Source organism: Kribbella kalugense, from assembly GCF_004365875.1.
In the GTDB taxonomy this organism is placed as follows: Bacteria; Actinomycetota; Actinomycetes; order Propionibacteriales; family Kribbellaceae; genus Kribbella; species Kribbella kalugense.
On the sequence record NZ_SODF01000001.1, the window covers coordinates 3,390,014 to 3,413,771 of the forward strand.

A 23,758-nucleotide genomic window follows, 5' to 3' on the forward strand; every position below is an offset into this window, starting at 1 on the left:
AACGCAGGCAATGAACATGGCTACGAGCCATCCCTACGCGAAGAAGCCGTTCGTTTCATCGATCCCGCTGTGGATGCGCACCGACCAACCGCGGGAGACGGGCATGGACTACTGGAAGGGTCCGCACTCCAAGATCATCTCCGCCACGCCAGGCTTCGAGGAATACCGCCAGATCCACCTGGCCGAGCACAACCCCGGGCTGTGGCCCGCGACCCGCGGCGTCGAGACCGCGATCCCGGACGACCGCCGGATCGACGGGGTCGCCGAGGTGACGTTCGGCTCCGTCCTGTCCCCGCTGCTGGGCCGCAAACAGACCAGGCTGGCGTTCCAGGACGAGGTGAACGTGTTCCGGCGCACTCTTCTGTACGCCGGACCGCCGAGCTCGGCGCGCTGGTACGCCGTCGCGCGGCCGGGCGAGAGCCCCGCTGCCCGAGCCCTGCTCTACCTGAGGCGAAGAGACGGAGTCCGCACCGGCGCGTTCCGCAAGCACGTCAACGAGCTCGCCCGCACGCTCGCCGGCGCTGGCGTGCTGAGGGAACTCAGGACCCAGGTCTTCATGCCCTGGAACGAGAAGCTCTGGGACACCCCGAACGTCGCGCACGACAACCCTGCCGACCAGCGGTTCCACGCCTCCCTTCTCCTGGGCTTCGCGGATCCTGCGGCGCGGGCGGCCTTCTTCCAAGGCCCCGAGGTCGCGAGCCTGTCAAACAGGTTGGCTCCGTTTGCCTCCGCCATTCACGCCTACGACGTCACCGACGCACTGACCTACGTGAAAGACGGCAAGGAGCTCCCGCACTACCAGCGATAACGCATCGCCCGCGCTGCGGTTCGCCCGCGGAGCAGATCAAGGCGGACCTCAGCGACCGTGTCGAGGCGCTCCACCCGGAGATCCGTGCCACCAGGACCGCCTTGCCGCCGTGAAAGAATGAGCGTCGGCAGATCCGAGTCCACTCAGCAACGAAGGGCGGCAGCCATGCCCCTCGCCTCCAAGTCGCCCTCCAAGTCGCCCTCCCAGTCGCCCGGTCGACGCGAGCGGAACAAGCAGGACAAGCTCGACCGCATCACCGCAGCCGCCAGCGAGCTCTTCGCCGAGCGCGGCGTCGACGAGGTCACCACCCAGGAGATCGCCGACAAGGCCGACATCGGGGCGGGCACCCTGTTCCTCTACGCCAAGTCCAAGGGCGAACTGCTCCTGCTCGTGCAGAACTCGACCTACGCCGACGCACTCCAACAGGGCACGTCAGCGGCCGAGAGCATCACAGACACCCTCGACGCCGTCATGGCGATCGTCCGCCCCGTGGTGAAATGCAACCGCAAACAGGTCGACAACGGGCGGACCTACCTGCGGGAGATCGTCTTCGGCGACCCCGCCGAACCCCACCACCGCGACGCCCTCGACCTGACCATGCAAACCGAGGAAGCGATCGCCACCGTCCTACGGCGAGACGGGCGCACCAGCCCGCAGGACGCCGCGGCACGCGCGCACATCGTCTCCGCGATCATGTTCATCAGCATGGCCGCCACCATCAACGCCGCCAAACCGGTCGACGACGTCGTGCAGGAGATCCGCGACCAGGTGCAGGTACTCCTGCCCGAATGACCCCACCTGGGTTGTCACCAACGGTTCAGTGCGAGTGCGCGGTTCGGGCCGTTTACCGCGCGTACGGCGTACCTCGTCTTGCACGGAACTCTGGAGGTCACGACCGCTGCCGCTCATGCACGGCCATTCGTAACGGGTCGGTCTGAGGTCAGCCGTAGCGGAGGGCGGCGGTGAGGTAGGAGCGGAGCAGGTCGTACTTCTGCTCGAGGAAGTCCTTCTCCGCCAGGTGCTGCACGCGATCCTCGGAGGCGCTCTGGGTCAGAGCACCGACCCCACGTCCTTGGGTTGGCGCGAGGCATTGCTGAAAGGTGCACTGGCAGGGCATCCCTTGCGGGCACTTGACGTCGTAGCGTCGTAGTCGTGGACATCCGGCAACAGGTACGTGAGTTCCTCACCACTCGACGCGCCCGCCTCACGCCCGACAATGCAGGGCTGTCGGCCGGCAGCAACCGGCGCGTGCCTGGACTGCGACGTACCGAGGTGGCGATGCTGGCCGACGTCAGCATCGAGTACTACTCCCGGCTCGAGCGCGGCAACATCGGCGGTGTCTCCGACAGCGTCCTGAACGCGATCGCCCGTGCCCTGCAACTCGACGAGGCCGAACGCGAACATTTGTTCGACCTCGCCCGCGCCGCCAACGGATCTACCACTGCAGTACCACGACGCAAGCCCAAGCAATGGACGCCTCGCCCCGGCCTCCAACTGGCCCTGGACGCCATCACCGCTGGGCCTGCATTCGTTCGCAACGGCCGGATGGAGGTCCTGGCCACCAACAGCCTGGGCCGAGCGTTCTACGACCACGTCCTCGACGGACCCGGCCGGGGCAACCTCGCCCGGTTCAATTTCCTGGACGAACGCTCCCGCACCTTCTACCCCGACTGGGAGGCCGCGGCCGACGTCAGCGTCGCGATCCTGCGGATCGAGGTGGGACGAGACCCGCGAGACAAGCAGCTACATGACCTCATCGGCGAGCTGTCCACCATGAGCGAGGACTTCCGTACCCGCTGGGGTGCTCACAACGTGCGCCGCCACGGGAGTGGCACGAAGAACTTCCACCACCACATCGTCGGTGACCTGACCTTGACTTACGAGGGACTGGAACTGACCGCTGAGCCCGGCCTGTCGCTCCTCATCTACACCGCCGAGCCAGGCTCGCCGAGCCAGGAACGCCTCGCCCTGCTGGCCAGCTGGGCCGCGACCGACCAACAACTGGAACCGGCCCAGTCGACGTACCAGAGACCAACGACCCAAGGCGACGGAGGCTGATCATGCACACCAGAACACTCGGGCAAGGACTCCAGGTCTCGGCCATCGGGCTGGGCTGCATGGGCATGTCCCAAAGCTACGGACCCAACCCCGGCACCCGCGACGACATGATCACCGTCCTGCGATCCGCCGTCGACCACGGCGTCACCTTCTTCGACACCGCCGAGTCCTACGGGCCCTACGTCAACGAAGAACTCGTCGGTGAGGCCCTGCAACCCATCAGGAACCAGGTCGTGATCGCCACCAAGTTCGGCTGGCAGATCGAGGACAACATCAGCGTAGGTCTCAACAGCCGTCCCGAACAGATTCGCCGGGTCGCGGACGAATCCCTCACCCGGCTCCGAACCGACGTGATCGACCTGTTCTACCAGCACCGCGTCGACCCCGACGTGCCCATCGAAGACGTCGCCGGCACGGTCAGCGAGCTCATCCAGGAAGGCAAGGTCCGGCACTTCGGACTCTCGGAAGCCTCCGCCCGGACGGTCCGCCGCGCCCACGCGGTCCAGCCGGTCACCGCCCTGCAATCCGAATACTCGCTGTGGACCCGCGACCCCGAGGCAGAAGTGCTGCCTGTCCTGGCTGAACTGGGCATCGGGCTGGTTCCGTTCAGCCCACTCGGCAAGGGATTCCTCACCGGCACCGTCGACACCACGACCACGTTCACCGACGGAGACATCCGCAATCGGATACCCCGCTTCGCAGAAGACAATCTCGCCGCGAACGTCGGCCTCGTCGAGCACGTCGCCGAGCTCGCAGGCCGTAAGAACGTCACCTCCGGGCAGATCGCGCTGGCCTGGCTGCTCGCCCAGCAGCCATGGATCGTCCCCATCCCCGGAACCCGGCGTACCTCCCGCATCCAGGAGAACGCCGAATCCACCCAAGTCGCACTGTCGGCCGACGAACTCGCCGATCTCAACACCCTCGCCCAACGCATCGGCGTCCACGGCAACCGCTACAACGAGACCCACATGGGCTACGTCAACCGCTAGCAACCCAGCCAGAGGGTACGAGCGCCACGGAGAGATCAAGAACCGGCATCTGTCCTTCTATCGCGGGTGGTTAGCCAGTCGGTGTCGTGTGGGTCAAGGGGTTCGGCGGTGCCGAGGTGGCGTGCGATGTGGAGTTTGCGGGTCAGCTGCTCGAGCAGCAAGGCAACTCTGATCGCCTCACTTGCGGTCTGACCGATGGTGAAGGGCCCGTGGCCGGGCATCTGGACAGCCCGTGCCCCGGTCGTTCGCACCGTGTCGACGATTCCGCGGCCAAGGACGTCGCCCCGGCTCGAGACCACAGGACCGACCGGGATCGGGCCGCCGAACTCGTCCGTGACCGTCGGCAGGTGCGGGATCGGCTCTCCCCGCGCTGCCCACGCCAGCGACAGCGTCGATCGGGTGTTCACGATGCTGCGTACCGCGGGCAGTTCTCGATACACGACGGCGTGGGCATCTCCCCCGGACGACGGCGCGAACACGCCGTCGAGCACCTTCCCGGACAGGTCCGTGACCACGACCGAATCCGCCAACGTGCGGTCGATCGGAGCTCCAGGCGGCTTGATCACGATCAGGTCGGCGCCTGGGACGCGGGAGGAAATGACGCCTCCGGTCAGCAGGTGGAGCCGTGCGGCCGGGAGGTGTTCGCCAGTTCGGCGCAGCTCCTCAACCGCTGCGCCAACGTCGAACATCAGCGGGCGCCGGCTCTGGTGAGGCGGTGGTAGACGTCGTTCCAGTGGAGTTCGCGCTGGAACTCGCGCACCGTGGTCGAGGCGTCGATGACCGCCAGCTCGACGGAAAGCATGTCGGCGAAGTCTTCGTACACCTCGCGGTCGAGGGCCGTCGTCAGGACGGTGTGGTGAGGTCCGCCGGCCGTCAGCCAGGACTCGGCGGACGTGGCCAAAGACGGCTCCGGCTCCCACACGGCACAGGCGACCGGCAACCGCGGGAGTGCCTCGTCCGGCTCGACGAGGTGTACGACGTTCGCCGTCAACCGGAAGCGGTCACCCAGGTCGGCGATCCCGACGACGACACCGGCGCCCGGATCGGCGGTGAAGCGCAATCGGACGGGATCCTCGCGGCCGCCGATCGAGAGCGGATGGATCTCCAGCGACGGGCGGGCCGACGTGAGCGACGGACACACCTCGAGCATGTGCGCGCCGAGGATCTTCTCCTCCCCAGGCACCAGGTGATACGTGTAGTCCTCCATGAAAGACGTGCCGCCCGGCAACCCTTCCGCCATCGCCTTGCTCGCCCGGAGCAGCACCGACGTCTTCCAGTCGCCTTCGCCGCCGAATCCGTACCCGTCAGCCATCAATCGCTGCACGGCCAGACCGGGCAGCTGACGGAGCCCGCCGAGATCCTCGAAGTTCGAGGTGAACGCGCCGAACCCACCGTCGGTCAGGAACGAGCGCAGGCCGAGCTCGATCCGGGCGCCGTACCGCAGGGATTCGTGCCGGTCGCCGCCGGGCAGCAGTTCGGGCGCGACGGTGTACGTGTCGGCGTACTCCTGCACGAGGGGGTCGATCTCGCCGTCGGGCACACCGTCGACCGCTGCGACGAGCTCGTTGACGCTGTAGGTGTTCACCGATACGCCGAACCGCAACTGCGCCTCGACCTTGTCCCCTTCGGTCACGGCGACGTCGCGCATGTTGTCACCGAACCGGGCGAGCTCGAGGGATCGAAGTTCCGCGACGCCGAGCGCGGCGCGGGCCCAGTGCCCGACCCGCTCCTGGACGTCGGGCGACTCGACATGTCCGGCCACCGTCTTGCGCGGCACCTGCAGCCGGGACTGGATGTAGCCGAACTCCCGGTCGCCGTGGGCGGCCTGGTTGAGGTTCATGAAGTCCATGTCGATCGTTGCCCACGGCAACGCCACGTTGGCCTGCGTGTGCAGGTGCAGCAGCGGCTTGCGGAGCGCGTCGAGGCCGGCGATCCACATCTTCGCCGGCGAGAAGGTGTGCATCCAGGCGATCACGCCGACGCACTCCGGCGTACTGTTCGCCTCGAGCATCTGCCGGTGGATCGCGCCGGCGTCGAGCAGCACCGGCTTCCAGACGATCTCCACCGGCAGGTTCGCGCCGGCGAGCCGCTTGGCGACCGCCTGGGACTGTTCGGCAACCTGGTCGAGCGTGCCCGGGCCGTAGAGGCCCTGGCTGCCGGTGAGGAACCAGACCTCTCGAGCAGCCTCGGTGGTGTTCACAGCCATGTGGTCCTTCCGGCGGTCATCGTTGTCCGTAGACGTTCTGGTAGCGGTCGAAGAGGCGGTCGACGGAGGTCTGCTCGATGGGGATCGGCTCGCCGAGCTGGCGGGCGAGGTGCACGGTGCGGGCGACGTCCTCGCACATGACCGCCGCCTTGACCGCGGCCTGGGCGGTCGGCCCGATCGTGAAGACGCCGTGGTTCTGCATCAGCACCGCGGGTGAGCGCGAGCCGCGGAGCGTCTCGACGATGCCGCGGCCGATCGAGTCGTCCCCGATGATCGCGAAGGGCCCGACCGGGATCGGGCCGCCGAACTCGTCGGCGCACATCGTCGTGACGCACGGGATCGGCTCGCCTCGTGCGGCCCACGCGACGGCGTACGGCGAATGAGTGTGAACCACACCGCCTACCTGAGGCATCTCCCGGTAGACGTAGGCCTGCGCCTCGGTGTCGGAGGACGGCGCGTGCTCACCGTCGACGACCCTGCCGTCGAGATCGCAGACGACCATGTTGGCGGGTGTCAGCTCGTCGTACTGGACTCCGCTCGGCTTGATCACCATCAAGTCGTGACCGGGCACCCGGGCGGACACGTTGCCCGCCGTCCAGACCACCAGCCCGTACGCCGGAAGATGCGCGTGCAACTTCGCCACCTCGGATCGCAACCGGGTCAGAGTGTCGGCAACTTCCGCGATCACGCTCACCGGACCTCCACCGCAGCACGCCGGATCGACTTGAGCTTGCGCATCAGCCTGCTGTTCCGCCCGAAGTGCTCGTGCAGCTCGAGGTACAGATCGAACAGCTGGTCGTAGGCCTTGGCCCGCTCCTCGTCGGGGAGGTGCACGCCGCGCCTCACCTTGCCCATGCTCTTGGCCGCGGTCGGAACATCGGGATAGGCACCGGCCGCGACCGCGGCGTGGATCGCCGACCCGAGCGCCGGTCCCTGTTCGGAGTCGATGATCGAGAGCGGCAGCCGGGTGACGTCGGCGTAGATCTGCATCAGCAGGGCGTTCTTCGCCAGCCCGCCGGCGATGATCAGCTCCTGCACCGGTACGCCGCTGTCGCCGAACGTCTCGGTGATCACCCGCGTCCCGAACGCCGTTGCCTCGAGCAACGCCCGGTAACAGTCCTCGGGCCGGGTCGCCAGCGTCTCCCCGACGATCAGGCCCGAGAGCTCGTGATCGACGAGCACCGACCGGTTGCCACTGTGCCAGTCCAGCGCGACGAGCCCGTGTTCGCCCACGGCCTGCCTGGCCGCGAGCCCGGTGAGGTGCTCGTGCAGCGACTCCCCGGCCGCGGCCGCGGCTTCGTGATAGGACGGAGGTACGGCGTTGTCGACGAACCAGCCGAAGATGTCGCCGACACCGCTCTGGCCCGCCTCGTAACCCCAGCGTCCCGCGATGATGCCGCCGTCGACGACACCGCACATGCCGGGCACCTCACGCAGCGCATCCGCGCTCATGACGTGACACGTCGACGTACCCATGATGGCGACCATCTGCCCCGCGTCGACAGCCTGCGCTGCGGGCGCTGTCACGTGTGCGTCGACGTTTCCGACGGCGACCGCGATGCCGGCCGGCAGACCCGTCCACTCCGACGCCTCGGCAGTCAACGTGCCCGCCGCAGAACCGAGCTGACCGATCGGATGCTCCAGCTTGTCCGCGACGAATGCCCCGAAGCCGGGCGCGAGGCCCTCGAGGAAATCCGCCGACGGGTACCGGCCGTCCTGCAGGATGCCCTTGTAGCCCGCAGTGCAGGCGTTGCGGACATAGCTTCCGCACAACTGCCACACGATCCAGTCGGCCGCCTCGACCCAGCACTCCATCCGGTCGTAGAGCGGTCGGTCCTCCTCGAACACCTGCAACGCCTTGGCGAACTCCCACTCCGACGAGATCAGCCCGCCGTACCGCGGCAGCCAGCTCTCGTCCCGCTCACGCGCGAGCTCGTTAATGCGATCGGCCTGCGGCTGTGCAGCGTGGTGCTTCCACAGCTTCACGTAGGCGTGCGGCCGGTCCGCCAGCCCGTCCACCTCGTTCAGCGGAGTGCCGTCGGCCAGGCACGGGACCATCGTGCAAGCAGTGAAGTCGGTGGCGATTCCGACCACTCGCGTCGGGTCGATCCCGGCTGCGGCGACGGCGGCGGGTACGGCGATCCGCAGTACGTCGCGGTAGTCGTCGGGGACTTGCAGCGCCCACTCCGGCGGAAGTCGCCGGCCGGTCGCCGGCAGCTGGTCGTCGATCACCGCATGCGCGTACTCGTGCACGCCGGCACCGAGCTCGGCCCCGTCGGAGACACGGACGACGACGGCGCGGCCGGACAGCGTGCCGAAGTCGACTCCGACAACGAACTGTTCGGCAGGGCTCATGAGACGAAATTGTGAACGCTAACATTCTTTGTTGTCAAGGACGGAAGTCCAGGAACGGATGTTGGATGTTAGCGCTCGCGAACGGCCGGACGGGGCGCGGCCGTGGAGTCCCGGACGACCAACTCGGGACGGATCAGCTGGGTCGACGGATCGGCCTCCCCCGCGAGCGCCTGCATGGTCAGTTCGACAGCCCGCCGGCCGAGCAGGGAGAACTCCTGATTGACTGTCGTCAGCGCCGGCCAGACGTACGGCGCCTCGGGCACGTTGTCGAAGCCGACGACGCTGATCTCGCCGGGCACGTCGCGGCCCTTTTCGTGCAAGGCGTACATCAGGCCCATGGCCATTCCGTCGTTGGCCGCGAAGACCGCTGTCACGTCGGGATCCTCGGCGATCCGCAGACCCGCCTCATAACCGCTCTGCGGCGACCAGTCGCCCGCGAGCTCGGGTCCCGGCAGAACGTGCCGATCCTCGTGCGCATGTTGCCAGCCCGCGCGCCGTTGGGCGGCTTCCACCCATTCCAGCGGTCCGGTGAGATGGGCGACGTGACGGTGGCCGAGGTCGAGCAGATGCTCCACCGCCACGCGGGCTCCTGCCTCTTGCTCGATGCCGACCGCCATGGGCTGTCCGTCGCTCACGCCCTGGACGATGATCACCGGGACGGGCACCTCGAGAGAGCTGACCTGCTCGAGCGCCTGACGGTGGGCGACGGCAACGACGATCGCCTCGACGGCCTCATCCAGCAGGCGATCGACGGCCTCGCGGAGTGACTGCGCCGAGAAGTCCTCGACCGCGACCAGTGAGACGTCGTACCCCGCCTTGTGGCCGGCGTCCTGCACCGATACAGCGATCATGCTGGGGCCGTGCAGAACCAGGTGGGCCGAGATCATCCCGATGCGGTGGGACCTGTTCGTCACGAGGAGCCTGGCCGCGTTGTTGCGCCGGTAGCCCAACTCCGCGATCGCCGCGAGCACGCGGACACGAGTCTCGTCCCGAACCAGCTCCGATCCGTTCAGCACGCGAGACACGGTCTGGTGCGAGACGCCGGCCGCGGCGGCCACATCCGTCATGCTAGGAGCTCGTCCCACACTTTCACTCGCTCTCGCCATGGGGAAATAGTAGGGATGCTCCGTCTGCACCGTCAGCGGGCGGCTCCGGCGCGGCGCTTGTTGTAGATGTCGAAGGCAACGGCGAGCAGCAGTACCAGGCCCTTCACGACCGACTGGGTCGACTGGTCGACACCCATCAACTGCATACCGTTACTCATCACCGCCATGATCAGACCGCCGACCATCGCCCCGACCACGGTGCCGACGCCACCCGCGACGGCCGCGCCGCCGATGAACGCCGCCGCGATCGCGTCGAGTTCGAACATGTTCCCGGCAGCAGGCTGGGCGCCGTTGGACCGCGACGAGTAGATGACGCCGGCGATCCCGGCCAGGAATCCCATGTTGACGAAGATCCAGAAGTTGACCTTGCGGACCTTCACACCGGACAGCATCGCGGCGGACAGGTTGCCGCCGATGGCGTAGACCTGGCGGCCGAAGACGGTGTTGTTCGTCATCAACCCGTAGGCGATCACCAGCACGGCCAGGATGATCAGGACGATCGGCAGACCGCGGGCGTGGGCGAGCTGCCAGGCGAAGTACATGACGACCGCGGCGACCACGAGCACGCGGGTGACGAACAGGGGGAACGACTCCACCGGCTGCTCGTAGCGGATCCGCGCCAACCGGGTGCGGAACACACTGACCGCGTACCCGGCGACGGCGATCGCCGCAATGAGTAGCGTGAACGCGTCGTACCCGTGCCCGCCGAGCAAGCCGTTCAGGAAGCCGCTGGCGACCTTCTGGTATCCGGCCGGGAACGGCGACAACGACACGTTGTCCAGCACCCGCAACGTCAGGCCGCGGAACAGCAACATGCCTGCCAGAGTCACGATGAACGCCGGCATACCGACGTACGCGACCCAGAAGCCGTGCCAGGCGCCGACCGCGATGCCTACCGCCACGGCCGCCACCACGCCGACCCACCACGGCTGCCCGTGCTGGACGACCAGTACGGCGGACACCGCGCCCGTCAACGCGACGATCGAACCGACCGACAGATCGATATGACCGGCGATGATCAGGATCACCATGCCGATCGCCAGCACCAGGATGTAGGAGTACTGCAGCACGATGTTGGTGATGTTGCCCGGGCTGAGCAGGACACCCTTGGTCAGGAAGGCGAACAGCGCCACGATCACGACGAACGCGATGTAGATGCCGCTCTGCCGCAGGTTGCGCATGATCAGGGTGAGCGGATCGCTGCTGCCGACGTGCAGCGCGGCGGCGGAGGCGCTCTCTGCTGATGGCTGTTCCGTCGGTACGGAAGGTTTGGTGCTGGTCATCCGGCGAGCTCCTTCTCCTTCGTCATGAGCGCCATCAGGTTCTCCTGGGTTGCCTGGCCCACCGGCAACTCGCCGGTGATCCGACCGGCCGACAAGGTGTAGATCCGGTCGCACATCCCGAGCAGTTCGGGGAGCTCGGACGAGATGACGATGACCGCCTTCCCCTGTGCCACAAGCCGGTTGATGATCGTGTAGATCTCGAACTTGGCTCCGACGTCGATACCGCGCGTCGGCTCGTCCAGGATGAGCACTTCCGGATCCGTGAAGAGCCACTTGGACAGCACGACCTTCTGCTGGTTGCCGCCGGACAGGGTGCCGACGGTGTCCAGCACGGTGCGCGTCTTGATGTTCATCTCGCGCCGGCCCTGCTCGGCGACCTTGATCTCCTCGTTGCCGTTGATCCAGCCGGCCCGGGCCAGCTTGCCGAGCGCGGCGGCGGACACATTGGCACGGACGTCGGCGATCAGGTTCAGGCCGTACCGCTTGCGATCCTCGGTGGCGTAGGCGATGCCGTTGGAGATCGCTTCGGCCACGGTCCGGGCCCGCACCTCCTTGCCGTGGACGTACAACCGGCCGCTGATGTTGCGCCCGTACGCGCGGCCGAAGACGCTCATCGCGAGTTCGGTGCGTCCCGCGCCCATCAGTCCGGCAATGCCGACGACCTCGCCGGCCCGCACGGTCAGCGAAGCGCCGTCGACGACCAAGCGCTGCTGGACCGGATGCCACACCGTCCAATCCTCGATTCGCAGCACTTCCGGCCCCGGCTCGGAGACCCGGTCGGGATAGAAGCTGTCGAGGTCGCGGCCGACCATTCCACGGATGATCCGCTCCTGGGTGACCTCCCCCGAGGTCATGTCGAGCGTCTCGACCGTGCGGCCGTCGCGGATCACCGTGGTGGAGTCGGCGATGGCGGTGATCTCGCTCAGCTTGTGGGAGATCATGATGCAGGTGATCCCGCGGTCCCGCAGCTGCCGGAGCAGGTTGAGCAGGTGGGCCGAGTCGACGTCGTTGAGCGCCGCCGTCGGCTCGTCGAGAATCAGCAACCGGACATCTTTCGACAAGGCCTTCGCGATCTCGACCAGCTGCTGCTTGCCGACGCCGAGCTGGATCACCGGCGAGACCGGGTTCTCGTCGAGTCCGACCGACGTCAGCAGCTCGCGCGCCTCGGCGTTGGTCCGGTTCCAGTCGATCAGCCCGCCACGCCCGCGACGCTCGTTGCCGAGAAAGATGTTCTCCGCGATCGACAGGTACGGCACCAGCGCCAGCTCCTGGTGGATGATGACGATTCCGACGGCTTCGCTGTCCCGGATGCCACCGAAGTGGACGGGCTTGCCGTCCAACCTGATCTCGCCGTCGTAATCCCCGGTCGGGTAGACGCCGGACAGCACCTTCATCAGCGTCGACTTGCCGGCGCCGTTCTCTCCACAGATCGCGTGGATCTCCCCGCGCCGGACGGCGAGCGAGACGTCCTCGAGAGCCTTGACACCGGGGAACCGCTTGGTGATGCCCCGCATCTCGAGCAGGACGTCGTTCATACAGCCTCCTTCGCGATCAGACCGTCCGCCGCGGATCGCGGCCGGGCTCGGCGGAACGTCGCGCCGAGCCCGGCCGTCGTCACTTCGCCTGACCGGCGGCGACCTCAGCGGTCGTGTAGTAGCCGGAGTCGACGAGTTCCTTCTGGATGTCTGCCTTGAAGACGGTCTGGATCGGCAGCAGGTACGCCGGGACGACCTTCACACCGTTGTCGTACGACTTGGTGTCGTTGGCCTCCGGTGTCTTCTTCTCCAGGAACGCGACCGACGCGTTGACGGCCTGCTCGGCCAGCAGCCTGGTGTCCTTGAAGATCGTGGAGCTCTGCACACCGGTGTTGATGAGCTTGACCGACGCGATCTCCGCGTCCTGGCCGGTGACCACCGGCATCGGGTTCGCCGCCGTGCCGTAGCCGACGTTCTGCAAGGCGGTGATGATGCCGCGCGAGATGCCGTCGTACGGCGAGAGGACGCCACTGACCTTGCCGCCGTCGTTGTAGCTCGAGGTCAGCAGGTTCTCCATCCGCTTCTGCGCGGTCTCCTGCTGCCACCGCAGGATCGCGACCTGATCGAGCTTGGTCTGCTTCGACTTGACGACCAGCGACCCGTTGTCGATGTACGGCTTCAGCGTGTCCATCGCGCCGCCGAAGAAGAAATGGGTGTTGTTGTCGTCCAGCGAGCCGGCGAAGACCTCGATGTTGAACGGCCCGGTCTTGCTGCCCTTCGACCCGTCCGGGCTCTCCAGGCCGAGGCCGCGAAGCAGCGCCTTGCCCTGGGCGACGCCGACCTTGTAGTTGTCGAAGCTGACGTAGAAGTCGACGTTCTTGCTGCCGCGGATCAGCCGGTCGTACGCGATCACCGGGATCTTCTTGTCGGCCGCCGCCTGCAGCTGGCTGCTGAGCGCGGTGCCGTCGATCGCGGCGATGATCAGCACGTCCGCGCCTTGGGTGATCATCTGATCGACCTGCTGCGACTGGGTCGGGATGTCGTCGTTCGCGTACTGCAGATCGACCTTGTACCCCTTCGCCTCGAGCTTCTCCTTCACCGCCTTGCCGTCCGCGATCCAGCGCTCGGACGTCTGCGTCGGCATCGACACGCCGATGGTCAGATCCTTGGGCTGCTGACTGGCGGTGTCAGTGGTCCCGCCCGCCCCTTGCCCGCCGCACGCCGCGAGGCCGAGCAGCAGCAGGGCGCCACTCAAAGTGGCCACAAACCTCTTCTTCACAGGCTCATCCCTTCCGGCATAGCTGTCCCTCCCACATCACAGGCCCCGCTCGATTGTTAGCGCTCACATGTTGGACCCATCACCCAGACTGGTCAAGACGTCGACAGCCAACCCAGACGTCACGGTCTCATAACGGCAACCGGGCGACCTCTCGTCCGCACGTCAAGGAAAAGCCTTACCTGGAAGGCGTTCATGCACGCGCGAGCTGATGGCCCGGCGACCGCCGACCGAATCGCCGATCGCCGAAGCGGGAGGGCGGCGGATCCTCAATCGCTTTGAGCACGCTAACAACACACCCATCACCTATTGGTCCCCGGCCGCCGCTCGCCGCTCCACCACCGACGCCGCCTCGCCGCGCCTTCCACCACTGGCCAACTCCGCAAACCCCTCGGCCAGGTCATCCAAGCGCTCCCTGAGTGGACTCCCCCGGAACCGGTGTCCGTCGATCGGGGGCCGTCGATTGAATGAGGTTCGGTGCGGGTGTTAGGTGGAGACAACGTCAACTCGTTGGCACTTCGGAAGGACATCCCGGATGGAACTCGGTCTGCAGATTCCTGACTTCACCTGGCCGAACGGCGCGGGCGCACTCGGACCGGAGCTCGCCGCCGTCGCGCGTACTGCCGATCAGGCCGGCTTCGGCTACCTGGCGGTGATGGATCACTTCTTCCAGATTCGCGGTGTGGGTCCGGCAGAGCACGACATGCTCGAGGCGTACACGACGCTCGGATTCCTGGCCGCTCACACCGAGCGCGCCAAACTGCTCACTGTCATCACCGGCGTGCACTACCGGCATCCGGGCCTGCTCGCGAAGGCGATGACCACCCTCGACGTACTGTCCGGCGGCCGCGGCATGATCGGACTCGGCGCCGGCTGGAACGAGGAAGAATCGCGTGGTCTCGGCTTCCCGTTCCCGCCGGTCGCCGAGCGATTCGAGCGGCTGGAGGAGACGCTGCAGTACCTGCTGCAGATGTGGTCCGACAACGACGGCCCGTTCAAGGGGCAGCACTACCAGGCCGAACGGTTGATGAACGTCCCGCAAGCGCTCAGCAAGCCGCATCCGCCGATCATGGTCGGCGGTGGTGGCGAGAAGAAGACGCTGCGCCTGGTGGCCAAGTACGCCCAGGCCTGCAACGTCTTCAATACCCCTGATCTCGAACACAAACTCGACGTCCTCAAACAGCACTGCGAGAACGAAGGCCGCGACTACGACGACATCACCAAGACCGTCTACCACCTGATCGACACCGGCGAGAACGGCGAAAAGACCAGCGAACTGATCGACGAACTCGGCCGCCTCCACGGCCTCGGCTTCAGCGCAGCCATCGGTATGGTCCCCCAGGTCCCACGCCTCGACGTACTCGAGCGCATCGGCTCCGACGTAATCCCAGTCGCAGCAGCCTTCTGACCGCCCACTCCGTGTCGTGGTTCAGCTGGCTTGTCGGGTGGTCAAGTGCCGAGCTGGTCACGCAGATCCCGGAGGATCCGGCTCAATACTCGGGAGACCTGCATCTGGCTGACTCCGATGTCTTTCCCGATCTCGGTCTGGGTCCAGCCCTCCACGAAGCGCAGCTCCAGCACTCGCCGCTCCCGCGGGCCCAGGTCCTTCAGCACCGGCCGCAGCATGTCGACGGCTTCCAGCTGATCGAGCGAGTTGTAGGCCTCGGCCGCGACCAGGTCACTCAGGGCGAGGCAGTCGTCGTCCTGATACGGCCGATCGAGCGACAGAACGTTGAAGCATCCGCGAGCCGCCAGCGCCTGCTCCACGTCGGCCAGGTCCCGGCCCAGCGCCTCGGCGATCTCGGCAGGCGTCGCATCCCGGCCCAACAGCTGCTCCAGCAACGGCAACCTCGCGCGGATCAGACCCTGAAGTTCCTGCAGCCGCCGCGGGATCCGGACAGTCCAGGCACAGTCGCGGAAGTACCGCTTCACCTCACCACGGATGGTCGGAATGGCAAAACCGATGAAAGGCGTGCCGACGTCCAGCCGATAATGCTGGGCAGCCTTGACCAGACCGAGGTAGGCGACCTGTTCCAGATCGTCGCTCTCGGCGCCGCGCCCGCGGAAGCGACTCGCGATCCCACGGGCGATCTCGATGTTCAGTTCGATGACCTGTCCGAGCAGCTCCCGCCGCTCGGTCTCATTCATACTGCCGGCCCGGCGCCCCAGCAGTTCCTGGGTGACTGCTTCGCGGGCAGCTCGACCTTCGGCGGTGTAGGACCGAGTCGGCCTGGACTGGACGGCGCTGAGAACAGGAACCATGCCTCGACCTCGCGATCCTTCGGCGCCCCGTCGTAGCGGATTGTTGTCTGAAGCCCCTAAATGGGGTCTGACCGGCTCAGTGAGCAAGCGTTGCGGGAGCAAACGAAGCAGAAGCGGAATCGAGAGAGGAGATGCGGTTCCCGAGGAGGATGGGCCGATGATCGCTCGCTGGCCAACGGATCATGCAGGAACCCCACCCCTTGCGATAAACTCCACGGAGTGCCGCCGGGGTCTGAGGCAACTGGCCCACGCAGCCGACCTCAGTCACCTGTGTGGTGACTTCAAGGTACTCCTGTTCTGCAGCGTTTGACCGCCCGGAACGATATGCATTTCGCGCAGCGGACTCAGAGGCGAGGTTCAGCGGCGAGTGGCGAGGAGGCCGGCCTAGGCGACGTGGTCGAAGTTCCGCTCAAACGTCATCCCAGCCGCGCCTCATCGCAACCACAAGTCCATCGTCTCGCAGGTCCAGACTCAGCTGACCGCGAGGACCAGCGACCGTGCCGACGCCACCCGCGGCCGGATGGATCAGAACGGTGCCATCGGCAACGATCCTGCCCGTCCCCGCGACGCACTCACACCGAACCCAGGTCTTACGGGCACCAGAAGCGGACGCCGGAGAGTTTGTCGTTGGCCCACGGTTCGGCGGAGACGTCGCGCGTGCGGCCCCAGTTGTTGGACGGCGCGAGGTCCAGCAGGAACGGGTCGGTCGAATCGGGGTCATCCCAGAATTCGATCTGGCAGTTCGAGTTGTTCAGCCAGGATGTCGCCTGGTTGTTGGCCAGCTCCCCGTTCAGGAAATGAGTGCTGTACAACGTCACTGTCGCCGCGTGGCCGCCGGCCGCGGGCGGGGTGATGATTGCCTTCGTACCCGATCCGTTGGAATCCTTGTAGAGGCACAGCGCCCAGCCCGGGCAGCCGGAGTACGGCGGATTCGTCGCGGACGCCGGCGCCGCCGAGAGGGCCAGTGCCGCACCGGCCACTACGGTCGCGGCAGCCGCAGCCTTGAATGATTTCTTTCTCATGCGATTCTACTTTCTCTTCTGACTGCAACTGGGATGCAGTCGGGACGGGTCTTGCGGACTAGCTGACCGGCACGAGGCCCCAGAGGTCCGTAGGGAGACCGGGTACACGCTCACCGATGGTCAGCTGGTTGTTCTCCCCGTGAGCAGTGAGATACAGGCGCTGGTCGAGGGCCGCTGTCAGGTGGTTGCTCAAGAACATCCCGTTCGAACCATTGGGCTTCACACACCACAGATAGCCGTCGTCGTTCGGGCTGAACGCGTTCAGCGTGACCTGGTTGCCGTCGTGCGGATTTCGCGGATCGGCCGAGGTCGAATTGATGTACTTCCCGCCGTAGGCCAGGTAGTAGCAGTCGTCCCCGCCGGTTTGATCCGCGTAGATCGCGGTGAACCGTTCGTTGGGATCGTCGTTGTCCTGATAGAGGATCACCGGGGTGTCCTCCGCGGTGGAGGCGCCCGCGACATTGACCGCCAGCGGCGTCGGCGACTGGTTGTTCAGAGTGATCTCGTCCACGGTCGCGGCCCGGGCCGGGTCTTGAAGGAACCAGCGCTGGGCGGCCGAGCCGTCGAAGTCGCGGCCTGCCACTATTCCGCCGCTGTCAAGGGCCGTGAGCAGCTGGTTGGTGACGAAGTTCTGCAGGGTCCAGGTGCCGTCACCCTGATAGCTCGGGCGCCAGAGCTGGTCTTCGGCCTCCGTCTGCCACAGCACCACCCGCGCGTTGCGGACGCTGTCCTCCTGGCCCAGATAGCGGGCGGTCGATTGCTGGATCAGGCGGTAGTAGCCGGGGAACTCGGCCTCGGGCGACAGACTGAATGTCTGTGTCGGCAGGTTCGCCTGGTTGAGCGGCATGTCGGCGATCACGTGGGTGTCGATGGCAGAGGGGCCGGCCACGTGGGTGGTGCCGGAGTTGCGCAGTACAGCCGTAACCGGCGGGTTCGGCACCGCCTGTGCTGGTGGTGACGGGGGGTCCGGCAAGTTGCCGAACTGGTACAGGACGGGAAAGTGGTCCGACAACGTCATGGTGTTGACCCGCGCCATCCCGGTGACGGTGATCTCCGTCAAGGCCGGTGCTGGCATGACCGCGTAGTCGAGGACCCTGGGAGTCCCCGAGTCCGGACGAGTCGGATGCGTGGCCTCATTCCGGTCGGCCTCCACACGGAACAGTCCGTCGTAGTCCTGGCTGAGTGCGGTGGACAAAGCGCCGGGCTCCGGGCTGTACGGGGCGCGGTTGTAGTCGCCCAGGGCGATCCAGGGCAGCGCGGTTCCGCCGGGGCCTGCTGTGAGCATCCGCTCCCGGATGTTGCGCAGCAGCCCGGGGTCGTCGTTGCCGCTCCCCGAGAGGCCGTGCACCGTGAAGTAGACGACACCGTCGACGTTGACGCCGAGCGCGGGCCGGCCGGTGAAGCCGCTGTCCAGTCCTGCCGGGACGACGTACACATTCTGTGGCTGGACAGGGGTACGGGTCGCGATGGCCAGGTTGACCCGGCCGGTTGCGCTGGTCTGGTCGGTGTCCGTGTGCAGCCAGTACAAGAATCCTTGCGGTCGGCTTGCCGTTCCGGCGTACCGGTACTCGCGAACGGGTGGAGCCGATCCGTCCCACTGGAAGAACGATTCCTGCGGGATGTCCTGCAGGAGCACGGCGCTCGGCGGCGGCGCGCCGGCCTCTTGCAGCAGGGCGATGTCGGCCTGGCTCTGCATCACCAGCTGGGGCAGTCCCAGGGAGTACTTGGACTCGTATTCCCTGACAGTGTCATCGCCCCATCCGTTGGTTGTACCCGCCCCCTGCATGTTCCAGGTGACCACCTTGCGGCGGCCGCCCTGGCGCGGGTCGAGCCCGCCGGTGTCGCGCAGGAACAGCGACGGCTGGCCGCCCATGTCTCGGGCCACCACTCCCTGCCCGGTGTAGTCCAGGGTCTCGCGGCCGGTCCAGTCCGGGATCGGCTGCCCGCCCTGGCTGAGCGGGTGAAACTGGGTGGGGTCGTCGTTGTCGGAGCCGAACTCGAACGCGGTGCCGGCCTGCGTGCCGTACGGCGTGTATGGCACGTACGGCCCACCTGGGGTGGTCTGTTTGACCATCGTGTTGTTGTAGAAGACGTTCTGCGGCCCAGAGGAACCGGACCACTTGGCCGCCTTGGGACCGGCCGCCCACCAGATCGGATACCAGGTGCCGGCGTCGATCTCGCCGCCTTCACCGCCGCAGTTGGCAGTACAGCTGGCCGAACGGTGGTCGTACGACACATTCAGCGTGTTCTGTTCGAGCAGGTTGTTGTGCTCCCAGCCGCCGTGCAGATTCAGGTCGGAGTCGAGGTCGTTGCGGAAGGCAACGTTGCCGCTGGCCGACCACTGGAAGGTGAAGTGACGCAGGTTGCGGCTGAGGTTGTAGGCGTACAGCGAGTCCCAGACCCGGCTGCCGCGCAGGTAGCCGTTGCCGCCCTTGCCCTTGTTCCAGGCGCCGTCGAAGCTGTTGCGCTCGATCTGCAGGTTCCGCGCCACCTCGGTGACGATCGGGTGCGAGCCGGTCATCGTGGCCTTGAGACCGCGCGCCCAGCTGTTGGCGGCCCACTTGAAGACGATGCCGTGCATCGCGTACTCGGGCGCCATGTTGCCGTAGTTGTTCACGGCCTGGTCCGGGGTCAGCGAGTACGTGCCGCCACCCAGCTTCGGTACGCCGTTCATGTCCTGGGTGAAGGCGAAGTCCTCGAACCCGACCCCCTCGACCACCTTCAGCGGGGTGACCTTGCTCGGGCTCACCTTGCCGAGGATCGGAGCAGAGCCGTCCGAGGTGGAGTCGACCGGCAGGTCCCACTCCAGCGGGCGGTCCAGCGTGATCGTCTTGGCCGTGCCGTCGACGCTGGTGACCCGGAACATCTGCTGGCGCATATGGAGGTTGTCCATCTCGCTCAGGTCCGTGACATCCTGCAGCGCGTAGAAGTTGCGGCTGTTGGCCGCACCCACCCAGACGTAGCCGCCCAGGGTGAACTTGCCCATGTTGGCTGTCGGGTCCAGGTGTACGACGTTCTGCCCCTTCCGGGCCGAGTAGCCCGGGTCGTCGGCCTGGGCGGACAGCTTCATGCCGGAGACCCAGTGCTGGTTGACGCTGCCCTCGAAGATGTCCTTGCGGTTGGCGGGAGCCGCCGCCCAGTCGTCCTGGTAGCGGTCGGCCACGTCCCTGGTCTGCACCCGGAACATCCCCCGCCCCGGCCACATCCAGCCACCCGAGCCTTCGTCGTTGCCGGTGCCGGCCACCATGCTGTCCTGGTCCCAGCGGCCGTTGAGCACCGTGTCGTAGCGGGTGTTGAGGTCGGGGCGGAACACCAGTTGCGTGCCGCCGTCGCCGGAGCCCTGCCCGCGGACGATCAGGAAGCTGGCATCGACGTACATCTGCCGGGACACGTCGATGCGCCCGGACGGCAACGTGATGAGCGACAGCCGGTGGAAGTTGGCACCAGGCGAACAATGGCTCTTGATGTCGTCGATCGCGTTCTGCAGCCCGGTCGTGTCATCGACCCCGTCGCCCGGAACCACGCCGTACTGCGAGGCGAGTTCTTCCGGGGTGATCAGGCAGGAAGAATCGGTGGTCAGGTCGCCGTCGCCGGGCAGCGGCTGGCCGCCCAGATAGCCGGCCCGCGACCAGTCCGGCATGCCGGCGGCCGGGGTCGTACGGTTGGCGGAACTGAGATCCGGTCCAACCGCTCCCGGTCCGGCCGTCGGCTCGTCCGCCACGGCCGATGCGGTCGCCGCCGAGACGGCCGGCGCTGGGACGAGCGCCGACGCCGCTGAGGCGGGCACTGTCATGGAGAGTACGAGTAGCAGGCCGGACAAGAGGGCGGCCGCTGGTTGAAAACGCTTCACCTAACCTCATTTCAGGTCATCAGGTCCATGCGCCATCGGCCAGAGCCTTCGGCATGGCTCGATCCTCGGCCGCCCTGTCCTTCGGTACATCGGCACAACTTCGCGGCGGTTGCGGAAAGGCCGCAGGATCGAGGTCGCCGGCGACCTGCGTCAGCGGACGTGGATCAGCGAAGGTCCCTGCGTGAGGTGATGCCGAGCTTGGCGAAGACGTTGCCCAGGTGCCATTCCACGGTGCGGGGGCTGATGAACAGCTGGCCGCCGATCTCCTGATTCGTGCGTCCCGCACGCGCCAGCTTCGCGATCTGCGCCTCCTGCGCCGTCAGATCAGTGAGCGTGTCCACGGCGCGCTTACGAACGATCTCCCCGGTGGCCAGCAGCCCCCGGCGCGCACGATCCGCGAAACCTTCCATGCCCATGTCGGTGAACCGCTTGTAGGCGACGCGAAGCTGCTCGCGCGCGTGGCTACGGTGATTCTCGCGCCGTAGCCATTCGCCGTAGACGAGATGCGCTCGGGCCAGATCCGCGCGCATGCGGGTGCGGCCGAGCCGCTCGATCGCCTCGCGGTACAGACGATCAGCGGTATCACCCTCGCTCAGCAGGGCCCGTGAACGCGCTTCGACGCCGAGTGCCCAATCGCTGCCGCTGGCACTGGTGGACTCCGACAGCCGCCGTACGGCGTCGGCGGCGCGCTCGGGCATCCCGCCGCGTGCGGCCGCCTCGACCAGCTCGGCCAGGCCCCAGTTTACTGAAGGGCTGGCGTTAGCGAGGTATGCGCTGGCCATTTCGGCTGCTTGCATCGCGTTCTGATAGTGACCAAGTCCGTTGTGGAGCACCGCGGTCGCCCAATCGCAGAGGCCGATCCCGATACCCTCGCCCCGCCGGACAACCTCGTCCTTGGTGGCGGTGGCCAGTTTGGAAAGCTCGGCTTCGCGGCCCCGCAGCGCGGCGAGGCCCAGGGCGCCGTAGGGCGCGAGGCGGCTTCCCGTTGCCTCCGTTACGACCTGCACCTCCTCGACCAGGGAGGCCGCGGCGGCCAACTCACCGGCGAAGAGGAGCGCGCCGACGCGTTGGCTCAGGGCGAGGGGAAGCTCGCTGAGAGCACCGGCGTCGCGGGCGAGATGTACGTACCGGCCGGACAGCGTGTCCCACCTGGCGTCGTCCCACAGGTGTATGGCCGCGGTACAGGCCAGCCACAGCCAGCGAAGTTCCCCCTCCTCGGACCTCTCCCGGTCGAAGGCCCCGAGCGCGCGCCGGAGCAGGGGCGATCCTGCCGCGTATCCCTCGCTGAAGTTCGCGGCCAGGCCGTCCAGGAGGAGATCGGACGCGCGGGGCGGGTGCGACGGCCTTGGCGCCGTGCGCGCTGCCGCGGCCGCCTCCTGCGGCCCTCCGCCCGGACTGGCCAGCCGCCCAGCGAACAGGGCGGCGTTCAGCGCGTCCAGGTAGGTCTCGCGGGCCAGATCGGCATCGATGGGCTCGAGTCGTTTGGCGGCCCTCAGCAGTAGTGGCGGGGCGTCGTTGCCCCGGTTTGCCGCGAATGCGAGCTGGGCGCGGAGCAGATCGACGCGGGCACGCTGGAGCTCGTCCAGCGGTGCGGCCTCGGCCATCCCCAGCAGCTGCCTCGCGTCATCGAACGCGCCCGCCTGCACCTTCGCCTGAGCCGCGGCCAGCGCGCGATCGGCCCGCTGCGCCGGGTCCGGGGTGAGCGCCGCTGCGCGCTCGAGGAAGGCGGCCGCCGCCGCCAGTCCACCGCGCGCCTGGGCCCGGCTGGCCGAGCGTTCCAGCTCGTCTGCCACCTCCGCGTCAGGGCCCACCGCGGCGTGGGCGCGATGCCAGGCCCGCCGGTCCGGATCAGCCTCGGGATCGGTCGCCTCGGCCAGCGCCCGATGCGCCTCCCGCCGGTCACCGGCCGAGGCCGCCTGGTAGACCGCGGAGCGGACCAGGGGGTGGCCGAAGTGGACTCGGGCGCCGAGCTCGACCAGTCCTGCAGCCTCGGCCGCCGCCGCGGCGGCGGCCGGGATCCCTTGCAGCTCGCCCGCGCGCCACAACAAGGTCATCGAGCCGGTCGGATCGGCCGCGGCGGTCAGCAGCAACCGCTGCGTCTCGCGCGGCAGCGACTCGAACTGCCGGTGGAAGCTGTTTTCGATCCGGCCGGCCAGTGGCCGCGAGTCGGGAAGCCAGAACCCGCCGGCCAGCTGGGCAGGTCCCAGGCCGCGGGGCAGCTGCAGCAAGGCGAGCGGGTTGCCGCTCGTCTCGGCGAGGATCCGGTCCCGCACCTCGGCGTCCAGCCGCCCGTTGATTGCCGACGCCAGCAGGGTGCGCGCGTCGGCGCTGCCGAGCCCGGTGACGGTCAGTCCGGGCAGGCCGGCCAGTTCTTGATCGTCGACGGGCTCGCGTACGGCGAAGATGAAGGCGATCGGCTCGGCCAGCAGCCGCCGCGCCGCGAACGCCAGACACTGGACCGAGGCCCGGTCGAGCCACTGTGCGTCGTCGACCACGCAGGCCAGCGGCTGGTCCTCCGCGGTCGCGGCCAGCAGGCTCAGCACGGCCAGGCCGGCCAGGAAACGATCCGGTGCCAGCCCCTCCCGCATCCCGAAGGCGACCGCCAACGCGTCCCGCTGAGGCTTCGGCAGCTGTTCCAGGCGGCCGAGCATCGGCATGCACAGCTGGTGCAGCCCGGCGAATGCGAGCTCCATCTCCGACTCGACGCCCCAAGCCCGGACCACGCGCAGGTCCGATGCCGACGCCCGGCTCACCGCGTAGTCCAACAACGCCGTCTTGCCGATCCCGGGCTCGCCGCGCACGACCAGGACAGCGCTCTCACCCGCGGCCGCCCGCTCGAGCACCTGATCGACTGCCCTGCGCTCGACGTGCCGGTCGAGAAGCCCCGCTCCGGAACCGCTGCTGGAGACGCCCATAGTCGATTTCCTGCCGTTCAAAATGGCAAGTCTGGCCGATACGAGCCGCCTAGGCCACCGATCAGCGTGGGTGCGGCATCGGCAAACAGGTCAGGAGATCGGACAACCTTCGCACGAGCGGCAATGGTCCGAGCAAGACGAAGCCGGCTCCAG

The 23,758-nt window shown here is 67.3% G+C and carries 18 protein-coding genes; 5 read left to right on the forward strand and 13 right to left on the reverse strand.

Annotated elements, in window-relative coordinates; all coding sequences use genetic code 11:
* Positions 1 to 16: 16 nt before the first annotated feature.
* Together EV650_RS15905 and EV650_RS15910 are read left to right on the forward strand one after the other, a co-directional pair.
* Complete coding sequence (locus EV650_RS15905) at positions 17 to 808, forward strand: strictosidine synthase (RefSeq protein WP_134119519.1); 792 nt, start codon at positions 17 to 19, stop codon at positions 806 to 808.
* Positions 809 to 973: 165 nt separating this feature from the next.
* Positions 974 to 1,600, forward strand: coding sequence for a TetR/AcrR family transcriptional regulator (locus EV650_RS15910; protein WP_134119520.1), 627 nt, complete (start codon positions 974 to 976; stop codon positions 1,598 to 1,600).
* A 148-nt stretch (positions 1,601 to 1,748) separates the two neighbouring features.
* Here the strand turns inward: EV650_RS15910 and EV650_RS40370 are convergent, their stop codons facing one another.
* Positions 1,749 to 1,925 carry a hypothetical protein gene (locus EV650_RS40370; RefSeq protein ID WP_166678151.1) on the reverse strand — a complete coding sequence of 59 codons (177 nt, stop codon included), beginning with the start codon at positions 1,923 to 1,925 and terminating at the stop codon, positions 1,749 to 1,751.
* Positions 1,926 to 1,960: 35 nt separating this feature from the next.
* On the opposite strand from EV650_RS40370, the gene EV650_RS15915 reads away from it, so the two are divergent.
* Positions 1,961 to 2,866, forward strand: a complete 906-nt coding sequence (locus EV650_RS15915) for a helix-turn-helix transcriptional regulator (RefSeq protein ID WP_134119521.1) — start codon at positions 1,961 to 1,963, stop codon at positions 2,864 to 2,866.
* 2 nt (positions 2,867 to 2,868) lie between these two features.
* Complete coding sequence (locus EV650_RS15920; protein ID WP_134119522.1) at positions 2,869 to 3,855, forward strand: aldo/keto reductase; 987 nt, start codon at positions 2,869 to 2,871, stop codon at positions 3,853 to 3,855.
* Positions 3,856 to 3,890: 35 nt separating this feature from the next.
* On the opposite strand, the gene EV650_RS15925 is transcribed toward EV650_RS15920, so the two are convergent.
* From EV650_RS15925 to chvE, 8 genes are all read right to left on the reverse strand, one after another.
* Positions 3,891 to 4,544: a class II aldolase/adducin family protein gene (locus EV650_RS15925; RefSeq protein WP_134119523.1), complete on the reverse strand. Its 654-nt coding sequence runs from the start codon at positions 4,542 to 4,544 to the stop codon at positions 3,891 to 3,893.
* Positions 4,544 to 6,061, reverse strand: a complete 1,518-nt coding sequence (gene araA / locus EV650_RS15930; RefSeq protein WP_134119524.1) for an L-arabinose isomerase — start codon at positions 6,059 to 6,061, stop codon at positions 4,544 to 4,546. Before araA ends, EV650_RS15925 begins: the two co-directional genes overlap by 1 nt.
* A 16-nt stretch (positions 6,062 to 6,077) precedes the next feature.
* Entirely contained in the window at positions 6,078 to 6,755 is a 678-nt protein-coding gene (locus EV650_RS15935) for an L-ribulose-5-phosphate 4-epimerase (protein ID WP_134119525.1), read from the reverse strand.
* A complete protein-coding gene (araB, locus tag EV650_RS15940) occupies positions 6,752 to 8,416 on the reverse strand; it encodes a ribulokinase (protein WP_134119526.1) in 1,665 nt (554 codons plus the stop codon). The genes EV650_RS15935 and araB overlap by 4 nt, the downstream gene beginning before the upstream one ends.
* A gap of 68 nt (positions 8,417 to 8,484) precedes the next feature.
* Positions 8,485 to 9,483, reverse strand: a complete 999-nt coding sequence (locus tag EV650_RS15945) for a LacI family DNA-binding transcriptional regulator (protein ID WP_134119527.1) — start codon at positions 9,481 to 9,483, stop codon at positions 8,485 to 8,487.
* A gap of 71 nt (positions 9,484 to 9,554) precedes the next feature.
* Positions 9,555 to 10,805: a multiple monosaccharide ABC transporter permease gene (mmsB, locus tag EV650_RS15950; RefSeq protein WP_134119528.1), complete on the reverse strand. Its 1,251-nt coding sequence runs from the start codon at positions 10,803 to 10,805 to the stop codon at positions 9,555 to 9,557.
* On the reverse strand, positions 10,802 to 12,340 hold the full coding sequence (gene mmsA, locus EV650_RS15955) for a multiple monosaccharide ABC transporter ATP-binding protein (RefSeq protein ID WP_134119529.1): 1,539 nt from the start codon (positions 12,338 to 12,340) through the stop codon (positions 10,802 to 10,804). The genes mmsB and mmsA overlap by 4 nt, the downstream gene beginning before the upstream one ends.
* Before the next feature lie 79 nt (positions 12,341 to 12,419).
* On the reverse strand, positions 12,420 to 13,544 hold the full coding sequence (chvE, locus tag EV650_RS15960) for a multiple monosaccharide ABC transporter substrate-binding protein (protein WP_238174225.1): 1,125 nt from the start codon (positions 13,542 to 13,544) through the stop codon (positions 12,420 to 12,422).
* 547 nt (positions 13,545 to 14,091) lie between these two features.
* Between chvE and EV650_RS15965 the strand changes: the two genes are divergently transcribed.
* Positions 14,092 to 14,964, forward strand: a complete 873-nt coding sequence (locus EV650_RS15965; RefSeq protein WP_134119531.1) for an LLM class F420-dependent oxidoreductase — start codon at positions 14,092 to 14,094, stop codon at positions 14,962 to 14,964.
* 41 nt (positions 14,965 to 15,005) lie between these two features.
* On the opposite strand, the gene EV650_RS15970 is transcribed toward EV650_RS15965, so the two are convergent.
* The 4 genes from EV650_RS15970 to EV650_RS15985 all read right to left on the reverse strand — a co-directional run bounded on the left by EV650_RS15970 (position 15,006) and on the right by EV650_RS15985 (position 23,605).
* Positions 15,006 to 15,818 carry a sigma-70 family RNA polymerase sigma factor gene (locus EV650_RS15970; RefSeq protein ID WP_134119532.1) on the reverse strand — a complete coding sequence of 271 codons (813 nt, stop codon included), beginning with the start codon at positions 15,816 to 15,818 and terminating at the stop codon, positions 15,006 to 15,008.
* Between the two features lie 590 nt (positions 15,819 to 16,408).
* On the reverse strand, positions 16,409 to 16,840 hold the full coding sequence (locus tag EV650_RS15975; protein WP_134119533.1) for a peptidase inhibitor family I36 protein: 432 nt from the start codon (positions 16,838 to 16,840) through the stop codon (positions 16,409 to 16,411).
* A gap of 58 nt (positions 16,841 to 16,898) precedes the next feature.
* The gene (locus tag EV650_RS15980; protein WP_134119534.1) at positions 16,899 to 20,627 is read right to left on the reverse strand and encodes an endonuclease/exonuclease/phosphatase family protein; all 3,729 of its coding nucleotides are present in this window, start codon (positions 20,625 to 20,627) and stop codon (positions 16,899 to 16,901) included.
* A 227-nt stretch (positions 20,628 to 20,854) separates the two neighbouring features.
* On the reverse strand, positions 20,855 to 23,605 hold the full coding sequence (locus tag EV650_RS15985; protein WP_134119535.1) for a helix-turn-helix transcriptional regulator: 2,751 nt from the start codon (positions 23,603 to 23,605) through the stop codon (positions 20,855 to 20,857).
* Positions 23,606 to 23,758 lie beyond the last annotated feature (153 nt).

What these genes read in the sequence shown, in the direction of transcription:
- EV650_RS15905 (WP_134119519.1), top strand. Translation starts at nt 17, where the DNA reads ATGGCTACGAGCCATCCCTACGCGAAGAAGCCGTTCGTTTCATCGATC.
- EV650_RS15910 (WP_134119520.1), top strand. Translation starts at nt 974, where the DNA reads ATGCCCCTCGCCTCCAAGTCGCCCTCCAAGTCGCCCTCCCAGTCGCCC.
- EV650_RS40370 (WP_166678151.1), bottom strand. Translation starts at nt 1,925, where the DNA reads ATGCCCTGCCAGTGCACCTTTCAGCAATGCCTCGCGCCAACCCAAGGA.
- EV650_RS15920 (WP_134119522.1), top strand. Translation starts at nt 2,869, where the DNA reads ATGCACACCAGAACACTCGGGCAAGGACTCCAGGTCTCGGCCATCGGG.
- EV650_RS15925 (WP_134119523.1), bottom strand. Translation starts at nt 4,544, where the DNA reads ATGTTCGACGTTGGCGCAGCGGTTGAGGAGCTGCGCCGAACTGGCGAA.
- araA (WP_134119524.1), bottom strand. Translation starts at nt 6,061, where the DNA reads ATGGCTGTGAACACCACCGAGGCTGCTCGAGAGGTCTGGTTCCTCACC.
- araB (WP_134119526.1), bottom strand. Translation starts at nt 8,416, where the DNA reads ATGAGCCCTGCCGAACAGTTCGTTGTCGGAGTCGACTTCGGCACGCTG.
- EV650_RS15945 (WP_134119527.1), bottom strand. Translation starts at nt 9,483, where the DNA reads ATGACGGATGTGGCCGCCGCGGCCGGCGTCTCGCACCAGACCGTGTCT.
- mmsB (WP_134119528.1), bottom strand. Translation starts at nt 10,805, where the DNA reads ATGACCAGCACCAAACCTTCCGTACCGACGGAACAGCCATCAGCAGAG.
- mmsA (WP_134119529.1), bottom strand. Translation starts at nt 12,340, where the DNA reads ATGAACGACGTCCTGCTCGAGATGCGGGGCATCACCAAGCGGTTCCCC.
- EV650_RS15965 (WP_134119531.1), top strand. Translation starts at nt 14,092, where the DNA reads ATGGAACTCGGTCTGCAGATTCCTGACTTCACCTGGCCGAACGGCGCG.
- EV650_RS15970 (WP_134119532.1), bottom strand. Translation starts at nt 15,818, where the DNA reads ATGGTTCCTGTTCTCAGCGCCGTCCAGTCCAGGCCGACTCGGTCCTAC.
- EV650_RS15975 (WP_134119533.1), bottom strand. Translation starts at nt 16,840, where the DNA reads ATGAGAAAGAAATCATTCAAGGCTGCGGCTGCCGCGACCGTAGTGGCC.
- EV650_RS15985 (WP_134119535.1), bottom strand. Translation starts at nt 23,605, where the DNA reads ATGGGCGTCTCCAGCAGCGGTTCCGGAGCGGGGCTTCTCGACCGGCAC.